14 protein-coding genes and 1 pseudogene are annotated in these 21,948 nt (G+C 69.3%); 5 read left to right on the forward strand and 10 right to left on the reverse strand.

Annotation, left to right across the window (positions count from 1 at the left end):
• Nucleotides 1–252: 252 nt before the first annotated feature.
• Both OG357_RS01530 and OG357_RS01535 read right to left on the reverse strand, forming a co-directional pair.
• Entirely contained in the window at nt 253–594 is a 342-nt protein-coding gene (locus OG357_RS01530; protein ID WP_329619350.1) for a VOC family protein, read from the reverse strand.
• Between the two features lie 349 nt (nt 595–943).
• The gene (locus OG357_RS01535; protein ID WP_329619351.1) at nt 944–1,894 is read right to left on the reverse strand and encodes an alpha/beta fold hydrolase; all 951 of its coding nucleotides are present in this window, start codon (nt 1,892–1,894) and stop codon (nt 944–946) included.
• 140 nt (nt 1,895–2,034) lie between these two features.
• Here OG357_RS01535 and OG357_RS01540 point away from each other — a divergent pair, with 140 nt between their 5' ends.
• Nucleotides 2,035–2,688 (forward strand): TetR/AcrR family transcriptional regulator, encoded by a 654-nt coding sequence (locus tag OG357_RS01540; RefSeq protein WP_329619352.1) that lies wholly within the window; start codon nt 2,035–2,037, stop codon nt 2,686–2,688.
• 328 nt (nt 2,689–3,016) lie between these two features.
• Here the strand turns inward: OG357_RS01540 and OG357_RS01545 are convergent, their stop codons facing one another.
• From OG357_RS01545 to OG357_RS01560, 4 genes are all read right to left on the reverse strand, one after another.
• Nucleotides 3,017–4,639 (reverse strand): serine/threonine-protein kinase, encoded by a 1,623-nt coding sequence (locus OG357_RS01545; protein WP_329619353.1) that lies wholly within the window; start codon nt 4,637–4,639, stop codon nt 3,017–3,019.
• 219 nt (nt 4,640–4,858) lie between these two features.
• Entirely contained in the window at nt 4,859–5,824 is a 966-nt protein-coding gene (locus tag OG357_RS01550; protein WP_329619354.1) for a hypothetical protein, read from the reverse strand.
• Nucleotides 5,825–6,242: 418 nt separating this feature from the next.
• Entirely contained in the window at nt 6,243–6,623 is a 381-nt protein-coding gene (locus OG357_RS01555; protein ID WP_329619355.1) for a hypothetical protein, read from the reverse strand.
• A gap of 409 nt (nt 6,624–7,032) precedes the next feature.
• Entirely contained in the window at nt 7,033–7,596 is a 564-nt protein-coding gene (locus tag OG357_RS01560; RefSeq protein WP_329619356.1) for a WD40 repeat domain-containing protein, read from the reverse strand.
• An 874-nt stretch (nt 7,597–8,470) separates the two neighbouring features.
• Here OG357_RS01560 and OG357_RS01565 point away from each other — a divergent pair.
• Nucleotides 8,471–9,271 (forward strand): maleylpyruvate isomerase family mycothiol-dependent enzyme, encoded by an 801-nt coding sequence (locus OG357_RS01565; protein WP_329619357.1) that lies wholly within the window; start codon nt 8,471–8,473, stop codon nt 9,269–9,271.
• A 432-nt stretch (nt 9,272–9,703) separates the two neighbouring features.
• The gene (locus OG357_RS01570) at nt 9,704–10,087 is read left to right on the forward strand and encodes a transposase (protein WP_329619358.1); all 384 of its coding nucleotides are present in this window, start codon (nt 9,704–9,706) and stop codon (nt 10,085–10,087) included.
• Between the two features lie 260 nt (nt 10,088–10,347).
• On the opposite strand, the gene OG357_RS01575 is transcribed toward OG357_RS01570, so the two are convergent.
• Nucleotides 10,348–11,520 carry a low temperature requirement protein A gene (locus OG357_RS01575; protein WP_329619359.1) on the reverse strand — a complete coding sequence of 391 codons (1,173 nt, stop codon included), beginning with the start codon at nt 11,518–11,520 and terminating at the stop codon, nt 10,348–10,350.
• A gap of 336 nt (nt 11,521–11,856) precedes the next feature.
• On the opposite strand from OG357_RS01575, the gene OG357_RS01580 reads away from it, so the two are divergent.
• Both OG357_RS01580 and OG357_RS01590 read left to right on the forward strand, forming a co-directional pair.
• Nucleotides 11,857–13,263, forward strand: a complete 1,407-nt coding sequence (locus OG357_RS01580) for an IS1380 family transposase (protein WP_329619360.1) — start codon at nt 11,857–11,859, stop codon at nt 13,261–13,263.
• A gap of 603 nt (nt 13,264–13,866) precedes the next feature.
• Nucleotides 13,867–14,159 (forward strand): annotated as a pseudogene (locus tag OG357_RS01590) (hypothetical protein); the annotation flags it as partial.
• Between the two features lie 65 nt (nt 14,160–14,224).
• Here the strand turns inward: OG357_RS01590 and OG357_RS01595 are convergent.
• Genes OG357_RS01595 through OG357_RS01605 form a run of 3 tightly spaced genes read right to left on the reverse strand, consistent with a single transcriptional unit; the run spans nt 14,225 to nt 21,912 of the window.
• On the reverse strand, nt 14,225–19,255 hold the full coding sequence (locus tag OG357_RS01595) for a tubulin-like doman-containing protein (RefSeq protein ID WP_329619361.1): 5,031 nt from the start codon (nt 19,253–19,255) through the stop codon (nt 14,225–14,227).
• 6 nt (nt 19,256–19,261) lie between these two features.
• A complete protein-coding gene (locus OG357_RS01600) occupies nt 19,262–20,353 on the reverse strand; it encodes an AAA family ATPase (RefSeq protein ID WP_329619362.1) in 1,092 nt (363 codons plus the stop codon).
• On the reverse strand, nt 20,353–21,912 hold the full coding sequence (locus OG357_RS01605; protein WP_329619363.1) for a VMAP-C domain-containing protein: 1,560 nt from the start codon (nt 21,910–21,912) through the stop codon (nt 20,353–20,355). Before OG357_RS01605 ends, OG357_RS01600 begins: the two co-directional genes overlap by 1 nt.
• Nucleotides 21,913–21,948 lie beyond the last annotated feature (36 nt).

Below are 21,948 nucleotides of genomic sequence, written 5' to 3' on the forward strand. Positions count from 1 at the left end.
GCCACAGCGCGTACACGATCCAGGAGCCGGGGACCGTGGCGGTGTAGCCGAGGGATCAGGGATCCGGCTCCCAGCTCTGGGACCAGGCGCTTCCATGCAGCCGACACCATCCCGTGGTTGATATCCGCCGACCAGCACAATCGGCCCCGGCCTCAAGGACATCCGGCGCACCGTACTCATGCCCCAGCCGTCACGAGCAAGGCACGAAACCCAGACCCGTCACGGGATGAGACCACCAGCTCAACAACAAGGTCAGGGGCCGACGTACTCGAAGACGCCGCCATGAGGGTGCCGCAGAACCGCACGGCGGCCGTTCGGGGAGGGCTGAATGGGCATCACGATTTCGGCTCCTCCCACCTCCGCCTCCTCTACTGCGGCGTCCAGGTCGGCGACGGTGAGAGTCGCCGCCACGCCCGCGACGCGCTGCACGGCCTCATCAGGCCCGGAAAACAGGAGGAAAGGTCCGACGCTGGCCAGGGTGACTCCGGCAAAGGCGAACCTCGATGCGCTGCTTCCAGTCAACCTCTCGTAGAAGGGAAGAGCCGCATCCAGATCCTCCACACGCTGTCGCACGACCACTGAATCTATAGCCATGATCAACACCTCACATCTTCATACGCGCCCGCGAAGGTCATCCTGCAGACCCGCAAACCGCGGAGCGCCAGTCACGTTCGAGACGCCGTTCGACGCCGAACCTTAAACGACAAGCTCAGGGCACGGGCCGCGGACGGGACCTCCAGATGCCAGCGGCGTTCCTTGTAGGGCAGGGTGACTAACTCGCCGGCCGCGACGAGGTTGGGGGACGGGTCCTTGGATCGGTGATCTACGCCGGGTCTGCACCAGGACCGGGCCGCACGGTCCGGCCGGGATATAGATCAGGGCGCGGTGCCCGTCGAACTTCCCTCATGCACTGTCGGACAGTTCGCGTCTGCGGCCCTCGCGGCTACGCGTCCGTGGCGCCCCGTGCCTCCGCAGGATCGAGGCAGTCGATGTCCTCCATGAAGCTCAGCATCCGGGCGTTCACCAGGTCGGGGTGGTCGATCTGCGGGCCGTGGCCGGTCGCGGCGACGATCTCGGCGCGGGCGCCGGGGAGCAGGCGCGGTACGCGTTCCAGCTGCCGCTTGGGGTGTACGAGCAGGCTGCGCTTGCCCATGATCAGGTAGAACGGCGTCCGGATGGAGCCCAGTTCCGCGTCCGACAGCGGCAGCGGGGCGGGGCGGCGGATCCGAAAGGCCTTCACGCTGGCCTGGATCATCGCGCGGAGCTCGGGGACGACGATCACCGGCTGCTCCAGCCACTTGGCGAGGCGGGGGCGCCACGCCTTGGGGGCGTAGGTGGCGAAGAGGCTGGCGAAGATCCATACGAAGAAGCGCAGGCCGACCTTCTCCAGACCGCCCGGGTCGAGGGCGGTGACCGAGGCGAGCCGCCCGGGCCGAAGGTGGGCCTGGTTGATGACCAGCCAGCCGCCGTACGACGAGCCGACGAGGTGGACCTTGTCGAGGCCCAGCGCATCGAGGGCCTCGTCCATCCACTGCGCCGCGCGCTCGGGCTGCCACATCGGTTCGCGCTGGACGCTCCGGCCGGGGTCGCCGGGAGTGTCGAGGGCGTAGACGGGACGCTCGGCGCTGAGGGCACGGGTGTTGGGGTACCACTGGGCGGAGCAGCCTCCCGAGCCGTGTATCAGGACCACCGGCGTGCGTGACTCGGCTGCCGGGTCGGCGGAGCCGTACCGGTAGACGTGCGTGGTGCCGAAGCTCGTCTGCACGTCCGTCTCGGAGCGAGTGGGCGCGCCCTTCGCGTAGAGGACGTCGCAGGTGGCGAAATAGCGGTCGCGTAGCTCGTCGCTCAGGTAGTGGCCGATGTCGCGGCGTACTCGGGTCGTGTTCTCGGGCACGGGGCACCTCCAGGAAGATCAGGTCTTCGTGATACGAACGTACCATATTGATGGTACGGCGGTACCATGAAGATGTTCGGACCGAGCCGGACCGCGAGCCCATGAACCGCCCACCCCACCCACGGCCGGAGACAGCACTGATGCCAAAACGCGTGGACCACGAGGAACGGCGCACCCAGATCGCCGAAGCGCTCATCCAAGTCGCCGGGCGGCGAGGGCTGCACGCCGTCGGCATGCGCGACGTGGCCGCCGAGGCCGGCGTATCCCTCCGGCTCGTGCAGTATTACTTCGAGACCAAAGAGAAGCTGCTCTTCTACGGACTCCAGCACTTGACCGACCGCTTCACCGCCCGCGTGGGCGCCCGACTGGCCGCCGCCGGCCCGGACCCCAGCCCGCGCGTGACGATCGAGGCGCTGCTGCTGGCCTCCCTGCCGACCGACCAGGAGAGCCGGACCTTCCACCTCCTGTACAGCTCCTACTCGATCCTGTCCGTGACCGACGGAGCACTCGCCGCCCAGCCCTTCATCGACAACCCCGACGCGGCCGAGAACGCCCTCACCGGCCTGATCGAAGGAGCCCAGGCGGCAGGCCTGGCCGATCCCGGCGCCGACGCACGCACCGAGGCCATCAGCCTGCTCGCCATGACCGCGACCATGGGCACCAGCATCCTCGTCACCCAACGGACACCAGAGTCAGCCATCGCCGTACTCCGCCACCACCTCGACCGCATCTTCACCGCCGGCCGCCACACCACCCGGACGCCAGACAACGGAGACGCCAATACCTGTCCATAACTTCGGCTCGAACCACCAGCCCGGTCCGGCCGGCAGCACCGTCACCGGTTCGGCGAGGGCGACCGATACGGGGAAGCTCCGCTGGGGCCTGGCAGCCGACCAGGGCGAGGCCGATGCCCTGGAGGTGTACGCCGAGGCCTGCGAAACCACCGTCGTCCACTACACCCCCGCCCCGTAGCGCTCACGGCGCCGCCCGCCGCGGCCGCCGGCCGTCATTCGCCCCCACGCTCCGTTGACCGGTGAGTTCGCCGCCGACCCGACCGTGTGCCATCACGCCTACCAGGTCGCGCTCGACTTCGGCTTCGTGGCCGTCGACGCAGGCCAGCCATCACGCCAAGGCCCGCCAACCCTCAGTGATCTCCTCGTGGACGGCTCTGGCGTCCGGCACGGTATTCCCCGGGCCGTGGGTCAGCAGGGTGAGCAGCGCCGTGCCGTCGGCCGGACGGCCTGTCGGTTCGGTGCTCAGGGCTTGCCGGACCACCGTGGCCACGGCCGGGTCGATCGCCTGCAGGGTGGCGAGCGCCGCAGGTTCCGGGCCCGTCTCGGTGATCCTGCGGTAGACCGCGCCGATGCTGGTCGCGGCGAACGGGCTGTCCCCGTGGACGGCGGCGACCACGCAGCAGGCCCATGCCCAGATGTCGGCGGCCGGGCCGGGCTGGGCTTCGTCGAACTGCTCGGGGGCCATGTAGGTCAGCGTTCCTGGTGTGCCGCCGGTGCGGGTGAGCCTCGTGCGGTCCACGATCGCGGCGATGCCGAAGTCGAGGAGGCGCGGGCCGTCGCTGGTCAGCATGATGTTGCCCGGCTTGAGGTCCCGGTGCACGAGGCCCAGACGGTGGATTCCTCCCAGCGCCGTCGCGAGTGCGAGGGCGAGGGCGCGCAGCGCCTGCGGGGCGCGGATCGGGCCTTGTTCGCGCAGGTGGGCGTCGAGGGGGCGGCCGTCGAGAAGCTCCATGGCCAGGAAGGGCCGTCCGGCGTCTACTCCGGAGTCGAGGACACGGGCTGTGTACGCGCCCGAGACCATGGCGAGGACCTCGGCTTCGCGCTCGAAGCGGCTCAGCAAGTCTGCGTTGTCGAGGAGTTCGGGATTGATGGTCTTCAGCGCCACCTGGGTCGCGGAGCCTGCACGGCGGGCGGCGTAGACCGTGCCCATGCCGCCGGCGCCGATTCTGCCCAGCAGGTGGTACGCGCCGATGACCTGGGGTTCGTGCGCCTGAAGCGGCGGGAAGGCCCCCGGGAATCCCGGGGACTGGAGACCGGCGGGGGGTAGAACTTCCGCGCCGGGGGCGGTCGGGGGGACGTAGAGGGTGGGGATGGGCGGAGTGGTGGTGGCCAGAGGACGGTGCCGGAAGCTGACGGCGAAGGCGACACCCTGGAACACCGCGGCCGCCACTGTCACGCCGACGGGCATCACCGCGACCATCAGCAGCACCCACAGGATGAAGCCGCGGATGATCCGGGTACGCGGGCGGCGGGAGTTCCACAGCCCGGCGGGCATACCCGCCGTCAACAGCTTCCGCTGCGTGAGAATCCAGAACACCAGAATCAGGGCCATGCAGACGAAGACGGTGATGGCCTCTCCCTGGCCCAGGTCGAGGGGCTGCCAGCCGTCCCACCGTTGCATCTCGAAGATCCAGCCGCCCACGTTGAGAGGGCTGCTCGGCCAAGGCGCAGTCGCGAGGGTCCGGAAGTCGACGGGCGCGTCGGTGCTGGGCAGGAAGATCGTCAGTCCGGCTGCGCAGGCCAGGACCAGGCCGCTCTCGAAGCGCGGAATCGTCCTATTCCCGTCGCCGTCCGGCACCCCCGTGAAGGCCGCGGCCTCCCGCTGCCTGACCTCTCGCTGGGAACGGATCAGCAGCGGGAGCGCAAGCAACCGCACGACCAGCGCGAAGGCGGCAATAATCAGCACCGCAGATATAACGAACTCGAGTCCGTACGTGTGGAATCCGAACATTCCGCCCCCGCCTCAACCGCGCCTCTGGTCGGCGCGAGTATAGGGGGCCAGCGTTACAACAGATCTTGGCCGGAGATGACCGTGGGCGCCCCACAGGGCTGCGTCAGTTGTGCTGTCCGCAGTGGCCGACACGCTCCTTCTACGCTCCTTCTACGTTCCTCCTGATTCGGCAGCACCAAGCCACCATGGCTGCGGGTTCCACGCTCCTGCGGACAGGCCCTAGTAGTCGCAGTCGCCGCACTCGCCGGGGGGCTCGTACATGTCTCGTCTACGGCGCTCGTCGCCACAGTGGGCGAGAAGATGCTCCGGCAGATGGTCCTGCATCTGCCACCACTCCAGCGTGAAGCCGTGCTCGTCCTCCGCCTGGACCAGGAACGGGCCGTTCTTGCGCAGCGGCTCGTACTCGTACCAGCGGTCCTTCCGGGCGAGCACCCTATCCGGGGCGGGCTTGGCGAAGTCGCCTCCCATGAAGTCGTAGACACGGCGGACGTCCGCGACAGTGATGTCGCGCACGGGAGTGAGCACAAGCGGCCAGCACGCGGGGTCGTCGGAGCTGTCGACGTCCTCAGGCACCCTGGCGGATCCCCCACTAAGGGCGTGCACTGTCCACCGGGGGATCCCGCTCGCGCGGCCCACCTCGGCCATGGGCACACCGGCACGGGCCGCGTGCACGGCCAGCGCCTCCGCCTCGGTGAGACCACCGTGACCGTGCTCGACCGACCTGGCCGCTTCGCCGGCCATGTGCAGCCAGTAGTACGGGCCGCAGCTGTCCGGTACAGGATCGCCGAGGTGCTCGGCGCAGCGGCTCCCTGGGGCCGCAGGTGCCTTGTTGGAGCAGAAGGAGTGCCCGCACAGCTCGACAACCCGCTGGGTACCCAGCTCGGGGTCGAAGACGGTACATGCACGGAACACCCGTCTGGGCTCGCCACCCGCCGCGGTGAAGAACCGTATGCGCTCACCCCGCCTGGCGCGCTCGACCTGGAACCTCCTCACCTCCCATGCGGAGAGGACATGCCCGGCCATGGCGATCGCCAGGGCCGGGAACGGCCGGAAGGGCAGAGGGGTGGAATCGTCGAGGGTCGGGATCTCGATGAACGGACGACGGCTGTCGGCGTCGTCGAGGTGACGGAGCGAGAGTGTCAGGAGTTCCGCGGCGTTGACGTGCGTGCTGTCGGCTTCGGTCATGCGCCCTCCGTTCAGGGGTACGGCGGTTGGGCCCGCAAGCAGGCAGGACCGGAGAATACTCAGCGGACCTCTGGTGACCGAATCGCTTTTCCATCGGGTCCCGCGGCCGCAGCGCCGACGGAACCTGTCTCAGTCGCCGATGCCCTCGGCGGCACGGGGCGGGGCTTGCCGTCCGGTCCACAAGGAACCTGCCTGCCCGAGGTGGGCGACGGGCCCGGCGAGGTCTCGAACAGTCGCCGCAGCGGTGCCGCCCCTATTCGCCGCCGGGCCGTGGACAGCGAGACTGGGCCCGGGCAGAGCGACTCGCAGTTCCGAAGCAGCGGTGCCGGCTTCACGGCGCTGTCGGTCTGATGAGCCGTGGCCGCAGTGCGGGCACCGGTCGAGCACGGATTGTGGGAGTAGTACCCAGGGCTCGGACTCAGAAGTAGTGGAGGAGCGCGTCGTAGAACGTGTCGCCCTCGTCGACCGCTGGTGGAGTGTAGTCGTTGGCCCGCACGTGGTTCACGAAATCAGCGGGGATCTCCAGTGGCTGATCAGCGAGATACTCGATCGAATCTTGACGCCATACCCACACGCCGTCGGAGTTCAGCGACGACCCGCCGGGGATCCAGCGGTCCTCCTCGAATAGGTGCTTCACCGACTCCATCACATCGAATCCGGCCGGTGCGTTGTTCAAGTACCCGATGATCTCGGCGTGGTCGGGCAGCATCTGCTGGGTGACAGAGTCGGCGAGCGACGGCAGTTCACCGTGCTTGTCGCGGTACATCTCCCGATATATTCCGACGGGTTTGAGGATCATTACGTCACATCCTGAATCAGCGTGCCCGCAGCGTCCCACTGTCGCCGAGCACATAGTCTGCCGGTGCCGTCATAGACGTCGATCTGTTTGATCGTGCTGTCGGGGTGCCACTCGCCGACCGCCCTGTTCTGTGCGGCCACGCCGGCCCATTGAGCGTGCCAGCGGCGTAGAAGCCTTGGGACGGGCCGTCTTCCATACCGTGGCATAGGTCGTCCGGCTGATGATTTGGCCGCCGTCATTCTGCTCGACCATCTTGGCCTCCGGATCATCCACGTCGATCCGCGGCGCGGCAGGCGCTTCGACGGGCAGATGCCACATGCCGGGTGGTCGTCGCACGCGTCCCTCCCCTGCGAGGCGTGCGCGGTGGCCTTCCGGTACGCGGTCCCGGGCCCGAGCAGGACGGCGTCGGCTACCAGTCGAGTTCCCACAGCTGCAGGGTGCCGTCCAAGCTGCTCGAGAGCAGCAACCGGTCGTCCGGGGTAAGCGCGATGCCGTAGACCTCGTCGGTGTGCCTGACCAGGGTCCGGACGCAGCGGCCGGTCGCCATTTCCCAGATCCGTATCCGCCCGTCGTCCTCGCCTGAGACGGCGAACCGCCCGTCGGAGGTGAACCGGGCCGTAAGGACCTCGCCGGACCGGTCACCGGGATCCTTCAGCGCGCGGGAGTCCCGTACGTCCTCGAAGGCGCGTACGAAGTCGCCGGTGTCGGCGTCGAGGAGCCAGAGCGTACGGCCCTGGTGGTGGCCGGCGGCGAGCACGAGGCGGCCGTCGGCGCTCAGGCACACCGAGGAGACCCACGAGCCGGGGTGCGGGAACACCGCGCACTCACCGCTGTCCACGTCCCAGACCCGGATCTCGGCGTCGGAGCCCGCCGATACGGCGCGGCGTGAGTCCGGGCCGAGCCACACGGCGGTGGGCCAGACCGCGTGTCCTGTCAGCGTCCGCTGATGCGATCCGTCGGCGAGGTCCCCCATCCATAAGGTGTGGTCCGCACAGATGCCCAGGGCGAAGCGGCCTGTGGCGTTGAAGGCGACCGCGCCGGGGTCGGGGACAACACCCTGCCAACGGGGGTAGGCAGGGTGCCTGGGAATCCGGGGCAGTCATCGAGTGTCGAACCGGCTCGCCCGACCGGTCAAGGTGCACTTCGTAAAATTCCCCTTGCCGCTCGCCAGCACCCACCTCCCGTCGGTGGCGACCCCGGCCGCGCCCGCGCCACGGGTCCCGACCTCCCGCAGGAGCGTTCCCGTGGCGAGCTCCCACAGCCGTACCGGCTCGCGCCCCCCTCCGCACACACCGAGCCGCCCGTCCGGAGAGACCGCCACCGTGCCCGCCGAGAACGATCCCGGCAGCGTACGGACCGCTCTCGCTCCGCGGAGCCCGCCCGACGGCGAAGCGCGCACCCACCGGTCACCCGCGTCGCCGTTGTCGCCCTCGCCCATCGTCCCCACCCCGTACTCCCGGTCGAACGGTCGCGGCCCAGTGTGCCCGAACCCTGTAACGGGCCGGTGGCGCTGCCAGGAGCGGTCAGATTGCCGTCCGCGGACCGCGGACGGGGTCCTCGTGCGTCCGGGCTTAGGGCGAGACGGCGCTGTGCTGGGCGTACCCGATCTCGACTCGCCGCTCGTGCGGTCGGCGACTCCAGCCCCGCCGTCGCCGAGGTGCCCGGCCGCACGGCGAGGCCAGAGCACCCACAGGCACGACGCCTGGCGTACCGCCACCACCGCGTCCTCGCAGCAGTGCGCAGCTTGTCACCCGAGCGGTGGGAGGCGAGGACGTCCGCAATGGCCAACCGGCGGCGACTGTGAAAATCGCTGTCCGATCACCGGAGCACGGTGATAGACACCCGGCGTGGAAAAGAATCTTGAGTTCCCTGACCTGTTGCGACTGATCGATGAACGGTCGACCGCCTTCCGCGCCGTGGTCGCCGCCGCGCCCGGTCTCGACGCGCAGGTGCCGACCTGCCCCGGGTGGACGCTGTTCGACCTGGTGAAGCACCTGGGTGGGGGAGACCGTTTCTGGGCCGCCATCGTCGGCGCGGGGTCTGCCGACGCTCCCCCGGCCGAGGCCGTCGCCGCGCGCGCCGCGCTGGAAGTGCCGCAGGAGCGTGAGGCCCTGCTGGCCTGGCTGGACGCGTCGACGCAGCTTCTGCTGGGCGCCCTGCGCGCGGCGGGACCGGAGAGCGGTTGCTGGACGTGGTGGCCCGCGTCGCAGTCACCGCAGACCGCCGGCGGCACAGCCCGGCACCGGGTCCAGGAGACCGCGGTGCACACCTACGACGCCCAGCTCGCCGGGGGCGCCCCGCAGCCGCTGCCGGTCGAGCTGGCAATCGATGGTGTGGAGGAGTTCCTGTTCACCGTCTGCGCAACGCCGAGTGCCTGGCCGCACAAGCCCACGGCCTTCGACTTCCACGCCGCCGAGGGCCGCTCCTGGCGCCTCACCGTCGACGGCGACGGCGCACGCACCACCCGCATCCCCGCGCCCACCGCCGCGACCGGCGAAGACTCGGACGCAGCCGGCGCCTCCGTCCACGGCACGGCCAGTGAGCTGGTCCTCTACCTGTACGACCGGATCCAGGCCGACTCCTTGCACGTTGACGGAGACGCAGGGCTGCTCGACCTGCTCCGCGCCTGGGAGCCGGAGGAGAAGTAGGACGTAGCGGGGGCTGTTGGCCGCGCCTCGAGCCGGTAGGAGACGACTCTTCGCCAGGTTCGTCAGTCGCGGCACCGGACTCAAACCCGCGAGGCGGCCTCGGGGCGTCACCAAGCCGACCGTCTACCTGGATGGCAGTGCGAATTTGTCCGTCCCAGCGATCACGAGAAGCGACGCGACTGCCGTCGTCCCGATCTCGTCGAGAAGTCAGTCGATCGGGTGACTGCGGCGGCTGCCGTGCATGAGAGCAGGGCCTCTTGGCAGCTCGAAGGGTGTCGAAGCCAACGTGCGGTCCAGGAGGTCCTGCTGTCGCATCTCTACGGCAACGCGGGAGTGGGGTCCACTTCAGCCACTCTCGCGTGTGACTGTCTGGCTCACAGGTTCGGGAACGCCAGAGACCACGGGGCGCGCGAGCGTCGGTATCCCACCGACATGTCGGACGCCGAGTGGGCGGTGGTCCGGCCACTGCTGCCGGTGCCGGGCCGGCTGCGGGGCCGGGGCGGGCAACCGGAGGCCTATTGCCACCGCGCGATGCTGGACGCGATCCGCTACCTGGTCGACAACGGCACGAAGTCGCGGGCCATGCCTGCCGACTTCCCACCGTGGGACCGGGTCTACGCGTTCTTCCGGCGCTGGCGCAACCACGATCTGGTCCGCGAGTTCCACGCCCGGCTCCGCCGCCTGGTCCGCGAGCGGGCCGGGCGGGACTCGGAGCCGGGCACGGGCGTGATCGACTCGCGGCCTGCGCGTTTCATCCGGGGTCGTGCCCGGATCATGATCGGAAAGGCGAAAGTGCCTTCTGAGCTGCAACGATGAGGCTTGTCTAAGGTCCCAGCCGTACCAGTAGGACGGCACCTTCCGTGTGCACGCTGCCGGGTCACACCCCAAACTCGTCGTCAGCGCCGATGCTGAGGATTCGCGAGCTCGCGCCTGCTCGCAGATCTGGCCGACGCCACCTCGCTGACCAGCGCCTTCAGTGACGCTCTGCACCAGCTGCGGCCGCGCGGGCCGGTACAACCCCGCTGAGCTGCGGTAACACAGATCAAAGTCGACTCGCGTTCGGCGCCGGACCGTGATCAAGCTCTCGTTGCGGGGGCGCCCCGCAACGAGAGCGTCAGCTTGCGGTGGGCCCGTGCGAGGACTGTGGCGGTCACGATGAGGATGGCGTCGAGGAGGGCGAGGGAGGCAAGCGGGGGCAGCCACACGGCCGCGACGCCTCCGGCGGCGAGGGCGACGCAGGCGATCAGGCGTTCGATCCAGGCGCCACCCGTGGTGGTGCGGTAGAACCAGGCCGCGGTGGCGAGGTAGAACGCGGGTCCGCCGAACAGGAGCAGAGCGAGGGTCGCCGAGCCGTGGCCGAGCGGATGGGCGATGGTCAGTTCGCTGCCGACGGCGAAGGCGACCAGCGCGGCCATGAGCACGTAGGCGCTGTTCACACCCAGCCGGACGGCCCCCACCGGGTCCGTGGTGTGGGCGACGAAGGTGGTGACGACCTCCTCGCCGCCGCCGAAGTATGTGGCCCACAGGCACACCAGCGCGGTGAAGACACCTGCGGTTGCCAGCATGCTGGGGGCGTCGACGGGGGCGTCGGACATCGCGCGGCCGGCGGTGAGGACGGTCTCGCCGAGCAGGATGATGAGGAACAGCCGAAGGCGTTCGAGCATGTGGGGCACGTCGAGGGGGAATTCCCGGCTCCTGAACGTGCGGCCGGGCAGCGGGTGGGCGAGCCAGGTACCGGAGAGGTCGATGAGCGCGGCGGCGGCCCACCACCACAGGCGGGGCCCGCTGTCGACGGCGGCCCCGACGATCCACAGCGGGGCGGCGGCCGCCATCCAGACCAGGGTGCGGCGGTAGTGCTCGCGCTGGACTTCCGTGCGCGCGGCCAGAGCCGTCACGGTACCCGCCGACAACAGGACGAACAGCAGGGCTGTCACGAAGGCCCACGCACGGTCCTGGAAGGCGTGGGGGATCGCGGAGTTCGCGAACAGGCCGATGCCCATGACCACGACGACCATCCACCGCGTGACCCGACGGTCGATGCCCAGGAGAGTCGCCTCGTAACTGGTGAAGACCCAGGTGCCGACGACGGCGACCAGGAGGACGGCGGTCTCGGCGGCGCCCCGCCAGGTGAGGTGCTCCAGGAGATGGTGGGAGAGCTGGGAGACGGCGAAGACGAAGACGAGGTCGTAGAAGAGCTCCAGCGGGGACACGTCCCGCCGCAGCGTCTTTGACTCGTGCACGCTGCTCATGATCGGGCTCTCCTACGCCTGGGCGACGTGCCGGTCGGCACGTCGGGCTTGTCCACGGGTCCGCATGCCGGCAGCCGGACGCATGCGTGCCCGGTCGCCGGCAATCCGTAACGCGGGCTGGTCATCGGTGCCCGAAGCGGCTCACGAAACAACTTAACGTACCGCTCATCTCACACTAGGTGATGCGAGCAGCGGTGAACGCACGCCGTCATCAGCCTGCGCGTGTCCTCGTGGGTCGCGTCCAAAACATGATCGGAAAAGCGAGATTGCCTTCTGAGCTGCAACGATGAGGTTTGCCCAACATCCCGGTCGTACCGCTAGGAAGGCGATTCCTGCGTGCGCACTGCACGGCCACGCCCCAAACTCGTCGTCAGCGCCGACGGGCACGGGGTGGTCAACCACGCCGGCTCGCGCCTGCTCGCGGATCTGGCCGACGCTACCTCGCTGACCAGCGCCTTCAGCGACGCTCTGCACCGGCTGCGACCGCGCGGGACCGGGCACGACCCCGGCCGCGTCGCGGTGGACCTGGCGGTGATGCTCGCCGACGGAGGCGAGGCGATCCGGGACCTGGCCGCGCTGCGCGACCAGCGCGACGGGTTCGGCCCCGTCGCCTCCACCCCGACCGCCTGGCGAGTGCTGGCCGGCATCGACACCGCAGCCCTGAACGCACTACGGGCAGCCCGGGCCCAGGCCCGCGAGATCGCCTGGCTGCAAGCGGACGAGACCGGACACCACACACCCGCATCACACGCCGGAGGACGTGAACTACCAGGCCTGGTCCTGGACATCGACGCCACCCTGGTCACCTGCCACTCCGAGAAGGAACAGTCCGCCGCCACCTACAAACGCGGCTTCGGCTACCACCCGATGCTCTGCTTCCTAGACAACACCGGCGAGGCCCTCGCCGGCATCCTACGGCCGGGCAACGCCGGAGCGAACACCGCAGCCGACCACATCACCGTCCTCGATCAAGCCCTCGCCCAGATCCCCGAAGCCCACCGCCACGGCACCCCGGTCCTCATCCGCGCCGACAGCGCAGGCAGCGAGAAAGCCTTCCTCGCCCACCTACGTGCCCTGCGACAGCGAGGCATCCGGACCACCTTCTCCGTCGGACACGCCGTCACCGAACAGATCCGCAAAGCCATCCGGGCCCTGCCCGACCAGGTCTGGCACCCCGCACTGGAACAGGACGGCGCCCTTCGCGTCGGCGCCGAGGTCGCCGAGCTGACCGACCTGGTCGACCTCACCGGATACCCGGACGGCACCCGCATCATCGTCCGCCGCGAGCGTCCCCACCCAGGCGCCCAGCTGTCCCTGTTCGACCAGGACGAAGGCATGCGCCACCAGGTCTTCCTCACCGACACACCCGTCACCGGCGGCGGCTCCATCCAGTACCTGGAGGTCCGCCACCGGGCTCACGCCCGGGTCGAGGACCACATCCGCTGCGGCAAGACCACCGGCTTCGGCCGCTTCCCCTCCCGCCGCTTCGCCATCAACCAGGCCTGGCTGGAGCTGTCCCTGACCGCCATCGACCTGCTGGCCTGGGCGCGAACCCTGCTGCTGGACGGCGAGTTGGCCACCGCCGAACCCAAGAAGCTCCGCTACCGCCTCCTGCACGCTGCCGCCCGGATCACGCGCGGAGCCCGCCGCCTATACCTGCGGATCGCCGCCACCTGGCCCTGGCGCCACGAACTAACCGTGGCGTTCAACCGCCTGGTGACACTACCCCGACCGGCCACCTGACAGACCAAGCAGCCCCTGACCACCCACGACCCCAGGACCCAGGAGCACCCGGCCATCGCGCCGGGCCCTCTCCATGCCCAACGTCCGACGGCAGTCCCGCGACCTTCAACCTGGAGATCACCCCAGATCAGCCGACGCGAAGCGAAGCACGGAGGCTAGGGGCATGAACAGAGGCGCCTCACCCGGCTGACGCGGTCCCGCTCCTCCGTGGACTGCTCGATGAGGCGGCTGACCCTGCTCTCTCGGACGCCGTCCAGGAACCTGGCGTAGTGACGGAAGAGGACCTCGATGCTCCGACCCGCGCTGCGAGCGCATTCGGCCGGGTCCACACCGGAGTACAGCCAGTACGAGCTGCCGGCCTGCCTGAGATCGTAGGGCCGCTTGGGCCCTGACCGCTTTGCCCCTGCCGGCCCGGGGGCCTCCATGCCCAGGACCCACGCGCGCGCGGTTCCGATGACGATGGGTAGCGGCCTCGCAGGCGCGAGGAAGTCAACTCACCAGCGGTGATGTCGCCCCCGAACTGGCTGCGACTGGGGGGAGAATCTGGGGAGAATTGATGCGGGTGATCTCGCCTGACTGCCTCCAGCAAGGCCTGACAAGGCCCTGACCAGGAATTTTACAACGCGGCTCCTGGCGGATGGGATTGCCCTCGGCTCGCCGTATCCGCTGGTCCTCACCGGCGGGTATGCCATGACGGCGCACCGCCTCGTGATCCGCCCCAGCCAGGACCTCGATGTGGCCACCGAGAACCCGGCGCCCATGGGCGATATCGCGCCGCAATCTGCCGTGGCCTCGAGGCCCGGGGGTGGCAAGTGCAGGCACTGGAATGTGCCCCGCTGTCTGCTCGCTTCACCGCAACGGCCCCGGTCACCGAGCAGGACTGTGAAAAGGACCTGGCGAGCCGCCGGGAACCCGAACCACAAGGTTCATAGCACCGCGACCATCTCATTCGACTCGACAACTACCGGTACGACTGCGGTCGCTCCGAGCCTGACCCATCTCGCCCGTCGAGGGCGCGCAGCGTGGCGCGGTCCCTGGTCGCGCGTTGCGCGCCGGGGAATCGGAGATCGATTGCGCCGTTGAGCGTTTCCCTCCAGAAGCCGAGCAGGGGGGTGATCCACCCGCCGTCCACCGGGTCAAGGAGCGCGGACGTCTCTTCGAGCCACGCGATCTGCTGCGGTGCCACCTCGTGGACGAGGATGCGGAAAAGGATCCCCTGGGGCTCGGGTGTGGTGGCGAGCCCCGTGGGCCGGACAGCCATCAACTGCTCGCAGACGTCCTGGATGATCTCATCCTCCTCGAGCAGCGCCCACCGCTCGTACGCGCGAAGCAATCCCGTCCAGCTGGAGCCGCCCTCGTCCGGGGCGTCGAGGCGAAGGGTCAGGGTGGCGGCGCCGGTGTGGTTCAGTCTGATCCGGATGGCGTCCGGTGAGGCGACGGGCCCCTCCACTTCCACCTGGCCGTTCCACATCGCGCACAGGATGCGGTGCAGGATCCGCTGCCTGTCCTCCTCTGTGGTGGCCAGCCAGTCGTCGCGGTAGCCCAGCCGCTGTCGCCAGTGCAGGAAGTCATCGACGCCCGCCTCGTCCCGGGATTCCGACCATGCACGCAGGGCGTGTCGTACCTCCGGGACGTCGGCGAGGCTCATCTCGCTGCGGAGCAGCACCACGGTGATCGAATCAGTGTCAGCGGCGTGGAATTCCACGGCGGCGCGCGGGAGGTTCAGCCCCTGCTTGAGGAATTGGGCGACGTTCCTGTCGCTCGCGGTGTGCGGGTGTGTCACCAGCACTCTCAGCGGGCCATTGCCCTCCGGGATGTACCCCACCGGGAGCATGCCTGCCAGCCGTGACCGGAATTCGTCGAGCCACTGGCTGCCGACCGAGGCCACGGCGTCCTCGTCGCCTACGGCTGCTTGCAGCAGCATGTCCATGGACGGCAACAGTGAGCGGTCGTCGCCCATGCTCGACGGTCTACGGAAGAGCGCCTTCACTCGTTGCTCGACCACCTGCCTGATCTCGTTCACTGCCGCGGACGGGGACCGACGGACGGCGTCCAGAGCACGCCGCCACTCGTCGGGGCCCATCATCTTTTCCAGGAGTCCGGAGGGTGTCCGGTTCTGGGCCAGCCCCTCGAAGGTGCACAGTCGGTCGAACACCTTTCCCTGCAAGGCGTCCAAGGTGTCCCGCGTGGGCAGCAGGCAGGAGAGGCCGGTGCGATCCTCCCGGTAGAGCTCTCTGTGGCGCTCGGCGAAGGACCTGCGCTCGCTCTCCTCGTACGCACGCAGAGCCCTGACCAGTTCGGAGAGCTCATTCCTGGCCCGCACCAGCGGGGGCACGTGGATCTCCTCCAGTTCCCTCCAGTGTTGATGCCACAGCAATCTGGCCCGCCACTGGTACCAGGCGTTCTGCTCCTCGACGGCCAGCTGCACCTCCGTATCCCCCCAACGGACCGGCACCAGACCGCCCTTGAACCGGGGTACTTGGGGAGCGGAATGCTCGACGCCCGCCGGCCGCTCCGGTTCGTTGCGACGGTTCTCGAGCATGCCCTTGAAGCCCAGCCTGTCGAGTCGCTCCGGGCCGTCCTGCCCGGCCATGACTCCCTCCAGCCTGAAAGGCCCCAGCGGACCGATCAGTTGACGCAGCGCACTGCCCGGCGCGAACTCCTCGGCCATGCGAGGGACCTCTCGGTCGAGCTGCCGATCGAGTCCGTCGAGCGCGTGCTCCATGTCGCCGAGCCGCTCCCGCAGTGCCTGGCCGATGGCCCTGCTGCCCCTCGGCAGCGGCTCGGGGTCCGGGACCTCCAGTGAGTCCCGCGTCCACAGCCGACCGATGCCCGAGAGGTAGAAGAGCTCCCGGACCCGTTGGGGGCCGTCGTCGCTGGGACGCTGGGCGTCGTCGTCCATCTCGCGTACGGCCCGGGCCAGCAGCCGTCCCGCGACAATCTCCGCCAGCTCGTGCACCGGGACGGTCAGCGAGGCGGTGAAACCGGTGGACAGGCCCCGACGGCCGATTCCGGAGCGCGACGGCGTGGAGCGTTCGACGTTCTGATGGACGAAACTGGCGGCGAGCGACGGGTAGTCATCCCCCGTACTCCGGCTGGAGGGCTCGTCGTCCGTGGCGGAGCCGATCAAGGACATGATCATGGCTGTGGCCGACCGGCGAAGATCATCGGGACGGACACCGTCGGGCCTGCTCAGCAAGATCGCGGTCCGGACGGTCGCGGGACGCAGGCTCACCACGACGTCTCCCGGGTAGCGCACGGAGAGCGACCCGCGCTGCCCGGGACCATCGAGGTCGGTCGACAGGGCGTTCTGGTCGTCCACCAGGTGGGCGAGGTCCACCAGTGCACGCCCGGCGTTGAGTTCGGCCTCGTGGCCGCCGCCCGACTCGGGCGGAAAGGCAGAGGGCATGATCACCAGTGGATAGATGTTCACCCCCGACATCCTGGCCCTGCGGAACTCGTGCCCGATGAGGTGGAGGAAGTCGTGGTAGATCCCCGCTCCCGTGCCCCCCGCCACCGAGAAGGCCACGAACACGTCGCAAGCCTTGACCTTGCCGCCGCCCATCACGGCGAGGTCGCCGGCGGAGCTGCCGATCGCGGCGATGGCCTCCCTCAACTGAGCGACGACCGGTTGGAGGCCATGGCGCAGTGACGCGAAGAGCGCCGCTCTGCCGACGGTGGGCAGCTGCCCGGTGCCCGAGAGCAGCGGCGTGACCCTCGGCTCGCCACTCCTATGGGGCAGCCACGAACGCGTCTCCTCGTGCAGCGAGACCCGCAGCATCCGTGTCACCTCGGGCGAGCTGTCGTAGTCGGGCAGCAGGTCCTGGACGACACGCGAGGTACGGGCATACGCCACCGCCTCGGCACCCGAGGCGTTGACATGCGGCAGCCGGGAGAGCTCGGCCGCGCTGAAATCCGCGTACACGAACTGAAGACAGTCGGGCAGCTGGAACGGGAGCCGCCTTCCCCCGGCGACCAGCGCCGTGCCGTCCGTGCCGCACAGACTGCGGCGCAGCCCCCGCTCGAGCTCAGCGCCGATCAGCGCGCCCGTTCCACCCAGGCCGACGAAGAGCATCGGCTGAAAAATCTTGGAGATGGAGGGCAGACTCGGGCTCGGGAGCGGCTCGGCCTGTTCCGAATGCGCGGAGAGAGACGCGTCGATGGGCTCCGTACCGTCCGCCACCGGCTGGGAGTGCTCCTCGGCGGTGACGGTGGTTGCGGGAGCGGCTGCCGAGTCCAGGCCTCGCGCCATGGCCGTCGACATCGCCGACGCCAACTGCCGGTTGGCTCCGCCCAGCCCACGCAGCACCGACAGGGCGACCCTCGCGAACGGCAGGCCTGTCTCCGGAATCGAGAACGGGCTGTCCGGATCCCCTGACGGTGCAAGGGCGCGGAAGTCCAGCGTGCCTCCGAACCGCTGGGCGACAGCGCCGGAAACCCCGCTCAGGACATCGAGCACCTGCATCGACTCGCGTCGCGTCAGCGTGTCGAGCAGTTGGTCCCGTATCCCCGGCCCGAAGTCGTACAGCACCGTCTCCGGGTCCAGGCTCTCGGCGTGCGGGCCGTCCACGGCCACCAGCAGGCCGGACAGGAAGACTTCGGCCAGATGCATCGGCCCGGACGCGGGCAGCATGGCCCGCTGCACGAGGCGCATGACCGGGAGCGTCAGAGGAGCCGCGGCCAGATATCCGGCGAGCTCGAAGGCCGTCGCGGACGCCTCCGCCCGGAACTGGTCGAGGTCGGCCCAGGCGTTGGCCGGCACGGGCCGCATCGGCGACTCCGGGACCCGAGGACCGGCCCCCACTCCGGCGGTGGGCACAGCGAGCAAGGGTGTCGATCCGATCGACGTGCCTGCCACGACCTCGGCCCAGGGTCCCAGCCAGTCCGCGTCGACCTCCAGCACGGGAATCCAGCATTCCGGCGGGCCCGTCGCGAGCACGGGAACCGTCGGATCCGCGGCGTGGATCAGCGGTACGGATCGTCCGGTGCGCGGCTGAGCGGCGGCCCGCACCGGCACGGGCCGCAGGGACGTGCGATGCCACAGGCGCCGGGGCAGCACCTGGAGGATCGCCACCGGGGACGTCCTTGCCCAGTGGCGGAGTACCGGACCGATCCGGTCGCGGTGCCAGGCGGGACCCACACCGTCGGTCAGCACCAGTACGGCACGCCGTCCGGTGGGGTCCGCGAGCTGTTCCGGGCTCCGCCGCAACCCCTGGCCCTGGCCCGGACGCTGTCCTCGCCGCCGGAACGGCACGAGGTCGATCCGATTGTTCGACGAGGACATCGACCAGCACCGTACGTCCCTGAACGCCCCGTGCCGCTCCAGCAGCGTGCGCAGTTCCGCGCTGAAGTTGTGCCACATCACCATGGAGGGTCCCGCATCCACCACGAGGTCGACTGACAGCCAGGGCTCGGTGGCCGGTCGCTGAACGGGGAAGGCGAAGCGGGCCTCGGCGGACGCCGTGGCTGAGGCCGCCTCGTCGAGCACGAGGGGTCCAGGCGCCCGGACTTCCCGCTTCAGAGGGCGCAGGGCGCGCGACAGCGCGAGCCCATCGGCGAGGGCGAAAGCGCCGGGCACGCGCACTGGCGACGCCCGGGTTCCGGTGGCACCGCTGTCGGTCACGGAGCTCGTGGGGCCGAGCCAGGAGGGTGTTCCGGCCGGAAACAGTTCAACCAGAGGCCCGTTGGCACCTCTCTGTTCGTCGTCCCGCGGTCCGTGCTCCCCTTCCGCGTTCTCCTCGCTGTGCGGACCGGCGTTAACGGCTGCGGGCGGCACATCGGCGTCCGGTACGGAGTGCTCTTCGGTCGCCGCGCCCGCTGCCTTGTCGCCGGACGGGACCACCGCTGCGTCCCCTTCCGGCAGTCTCCGCGTCCGTCCGGTCGCGTGCCTGGCCAGCCAGAGCACATCAGCCACATCGTCCACCGTCGGGGAGCCGATCTCCGGTCCAGACGCGAGTAACTGCAGGAATTCGTCGGGGAGCTCGCCGGGCATGTGGGCTCAGTCCCCGTTGAGTGGCCGCAGCAGGCGGCGCTCGATGAGTTCCGGGCCGCCATCTTCCTCCCACAACGAGGACGAGGCCATCTGGAGTGCGTTCAGCAACTGGTCGTTTGCCAAGTCCGCCGACTCGTCGCGCTGTTTACGCAGGAACGTGGCAATCAGACGGCGCCGCTTGGCCAAGTCCCCCTTGTCGCGAGTGGGAAGATGGGCGGCCACCATGTGGGCGAGCTTGTTCTCGTCGGGCGGCGCGATCTCCAGGCGTACACAGCGCCGCAGGAACGCCGGAGGGAAGTCTCGTTCACCATTGCTGGTGAGCACCACCACGGGGAATTCCGTGCAGCTCACCTGACCGTTCCGCAGCTCAGCCCAGTGGCCCGGGTCCGCCGTCATCACCTTCGCACTGTCCTGGGACAGCCGTGCCAGCTCGGGAATGAGGAACTCACCCTCTTCGAAGATGTTCAGCAAGTCGTTCGGCAGGTCGAGATCGCTCTTGTCGATCTCGTCGACCAGCAGCACGCGGGGCCTTCGCCAGGGGAGCAACGCCGTACCGAGTGGGCCGAGCCGCAGGTAGGGCCCGATGTCCGGCGGCTCCACCGCTTCTCCGGCCCCGTCGTGTCCCGACAGCACCTTGTCGCGGTGAAGCCCCACGTCCTGGAGCCGCCCGATCGCGTCGTAGTGGTACTGCCCCTCGAGGAGGGTGGAACGGCTGGTGATGGACCATCGCAGCACAGGCCCCAGCTTCAGTTCATGAGCGATGCTGTACGCCAGGGTCGACTTGCCGACCCCGGGCCGACCGGTGACGAGCAGCGGACGGCGCAGGTGGAGAGCCATGTTGACCAGGTTGATCTCCTCAGGATCCGCCTGGTACGTCATGCCGCGCAGATTGCGACCGAGGCGGCGCGCGCCGGCCTGCCCCACCTCGCCCGACGAAGGCGTCGACCCCGGTGCGATGTCGTCGGCAACTTGTCGTGCGAAAGCTCGCCACGGCGGCGGATCGGGCAGCCGCTCGATGCCGTCATGCGGTTCCGGGGTACAACGGTAGATCCACCAGCGCGGCGGCTCGGCAGCCTTCGGTTCCTCGATCTCTTCCATTATTGCTCCCGTTCCTGCTCGATCGTGGTCCAGACCGGAGCAGCGAATTGGCGTGCATGACTCACGTCGATACAGTCCGGGTCGTCCCACAAGAGGGTCAGGTGGTTGTGCATGTCCGCGACGTCGTCCTCCTGCGCCGAACGCCGCCAGCGACGCAGCAGCTCGGGCAGCGATGGCAGCTGTTCGGCGGCGAGTTCGCCGAGCCGGGAGACCAACGGCCCGGGATCTCCTCCGTCGCGGCGCCAGATAATAGCGGGAATCCCCTCACGCACGGCGTCCTTCACCCCGCGCACGACCCGTTCGTCGGTCGGCTCGTAGGCGAAGGCGAGACCCAGGCAGGCGACGTCCGCATGGGTGTCGAGCCAGCGCCGTACGTCACCGTCCTTGCCTCGTAGCCGCAGCACGGGTCCCCGGTCCTTCAAGCCCGCCAGCCGCTCCGGGGCACCGGCCCCGGGTTCGTCGATGGCCAGCCAGCCGCATCGGGCCAACACCTGCGCCTCGGCTGGCCCGTTGTGCAGCAGTTTCCAGCGGTCCTGCCACGGGCGACGCCACGACGGCTCTCGCAGTCGGTCCAGGGACCGCACCACCACCGGGCACCGGAATCCGATCCGGTACCCGTCAGCGTCGATCCCCCACAGATCCGCCGGGTGGCCGAGGAGCGACCAGGGCAGCAGGAACTCGATCCGGAAGTCCTCGCCGTGATCGCCTGTGGCGACAAGGTCGTTCCAGGTGACGAGAACGTCGGCGCCGCTCGCGACCAGTTCCCTCCTCCCGAGACGTTCCTGACGCTCCCGCTTGGCGAGCAGCCGCAGCCCCGCCTCGTCGCGCTCGTAGAGGTGTGCCTCGATGACGTACTGCTCGCCACCGGCAGGCGCCGATACCTCCTCCACCCTCAGTTGGAGGATCATTCGGCCGCCGGGTGCCGGCTGTCTGGTCCGGGCGGACAGCGCGAGCCTGTCCTCGTCCCTAAGACCGAGCAGTCCAGCCGCAGCGCCGATCTCCTCGCGTAACTCACCGCGCAGCCGGTTCGGGAGACGGGCGGCCAGTTCGGCGAGGAACAGCAGCACCAATGGCACGTTGTCGTCGTCGCCCCGCACCTGGTCGAGCCGATGCACGGCCTCCGGCAGAGACTCCCTCCCCCGCAGAGGCGCGCGCCGGCCGGCTCCGCAGGCCGCCTGCGCCGCCTGCTCCATCACGGCACGCGGCACGGACGGGGCGATCCGATCGCAAAGTTCCTCAAGTCTGGCCAACTGCCGCTCCGGCAGCCTGCCCCTGCGGGTCAGCCAGTCGATGCATCCCTTCAAGTCGACCAGGGCGGCTTCGTCACGGCGCAGGAATTCCAGGGTGGTCCACAGGGCATGCAGGGCCGTCTCGGGATCACGATGACGCTCGCAGAAACGGGACAGCTCCAGCACATGCTCGGACGCCGTGGCGGACTGGCGGATCTCGACAGGTCTCCTGTCGTGATGGAGCTGGGCTCCCATCTCCTTCAGGACGGTATGTCGGAATTCGGCGTCGATAGCGTCCGGAAAGCCGAGCAACGCCTCGGCGAGCCGCACCGCTCCACCCCGCGGCCATGCGCTGCCGTACGAGGG

This window comes from Streptomyces sp. NBC_01255 (assembly GCF_036226445.1).
GTDB lineage: Bacteria > Actinomycetota > Actinomycetes > Streptomycetales > Streptomycetaceae > Streptomyces.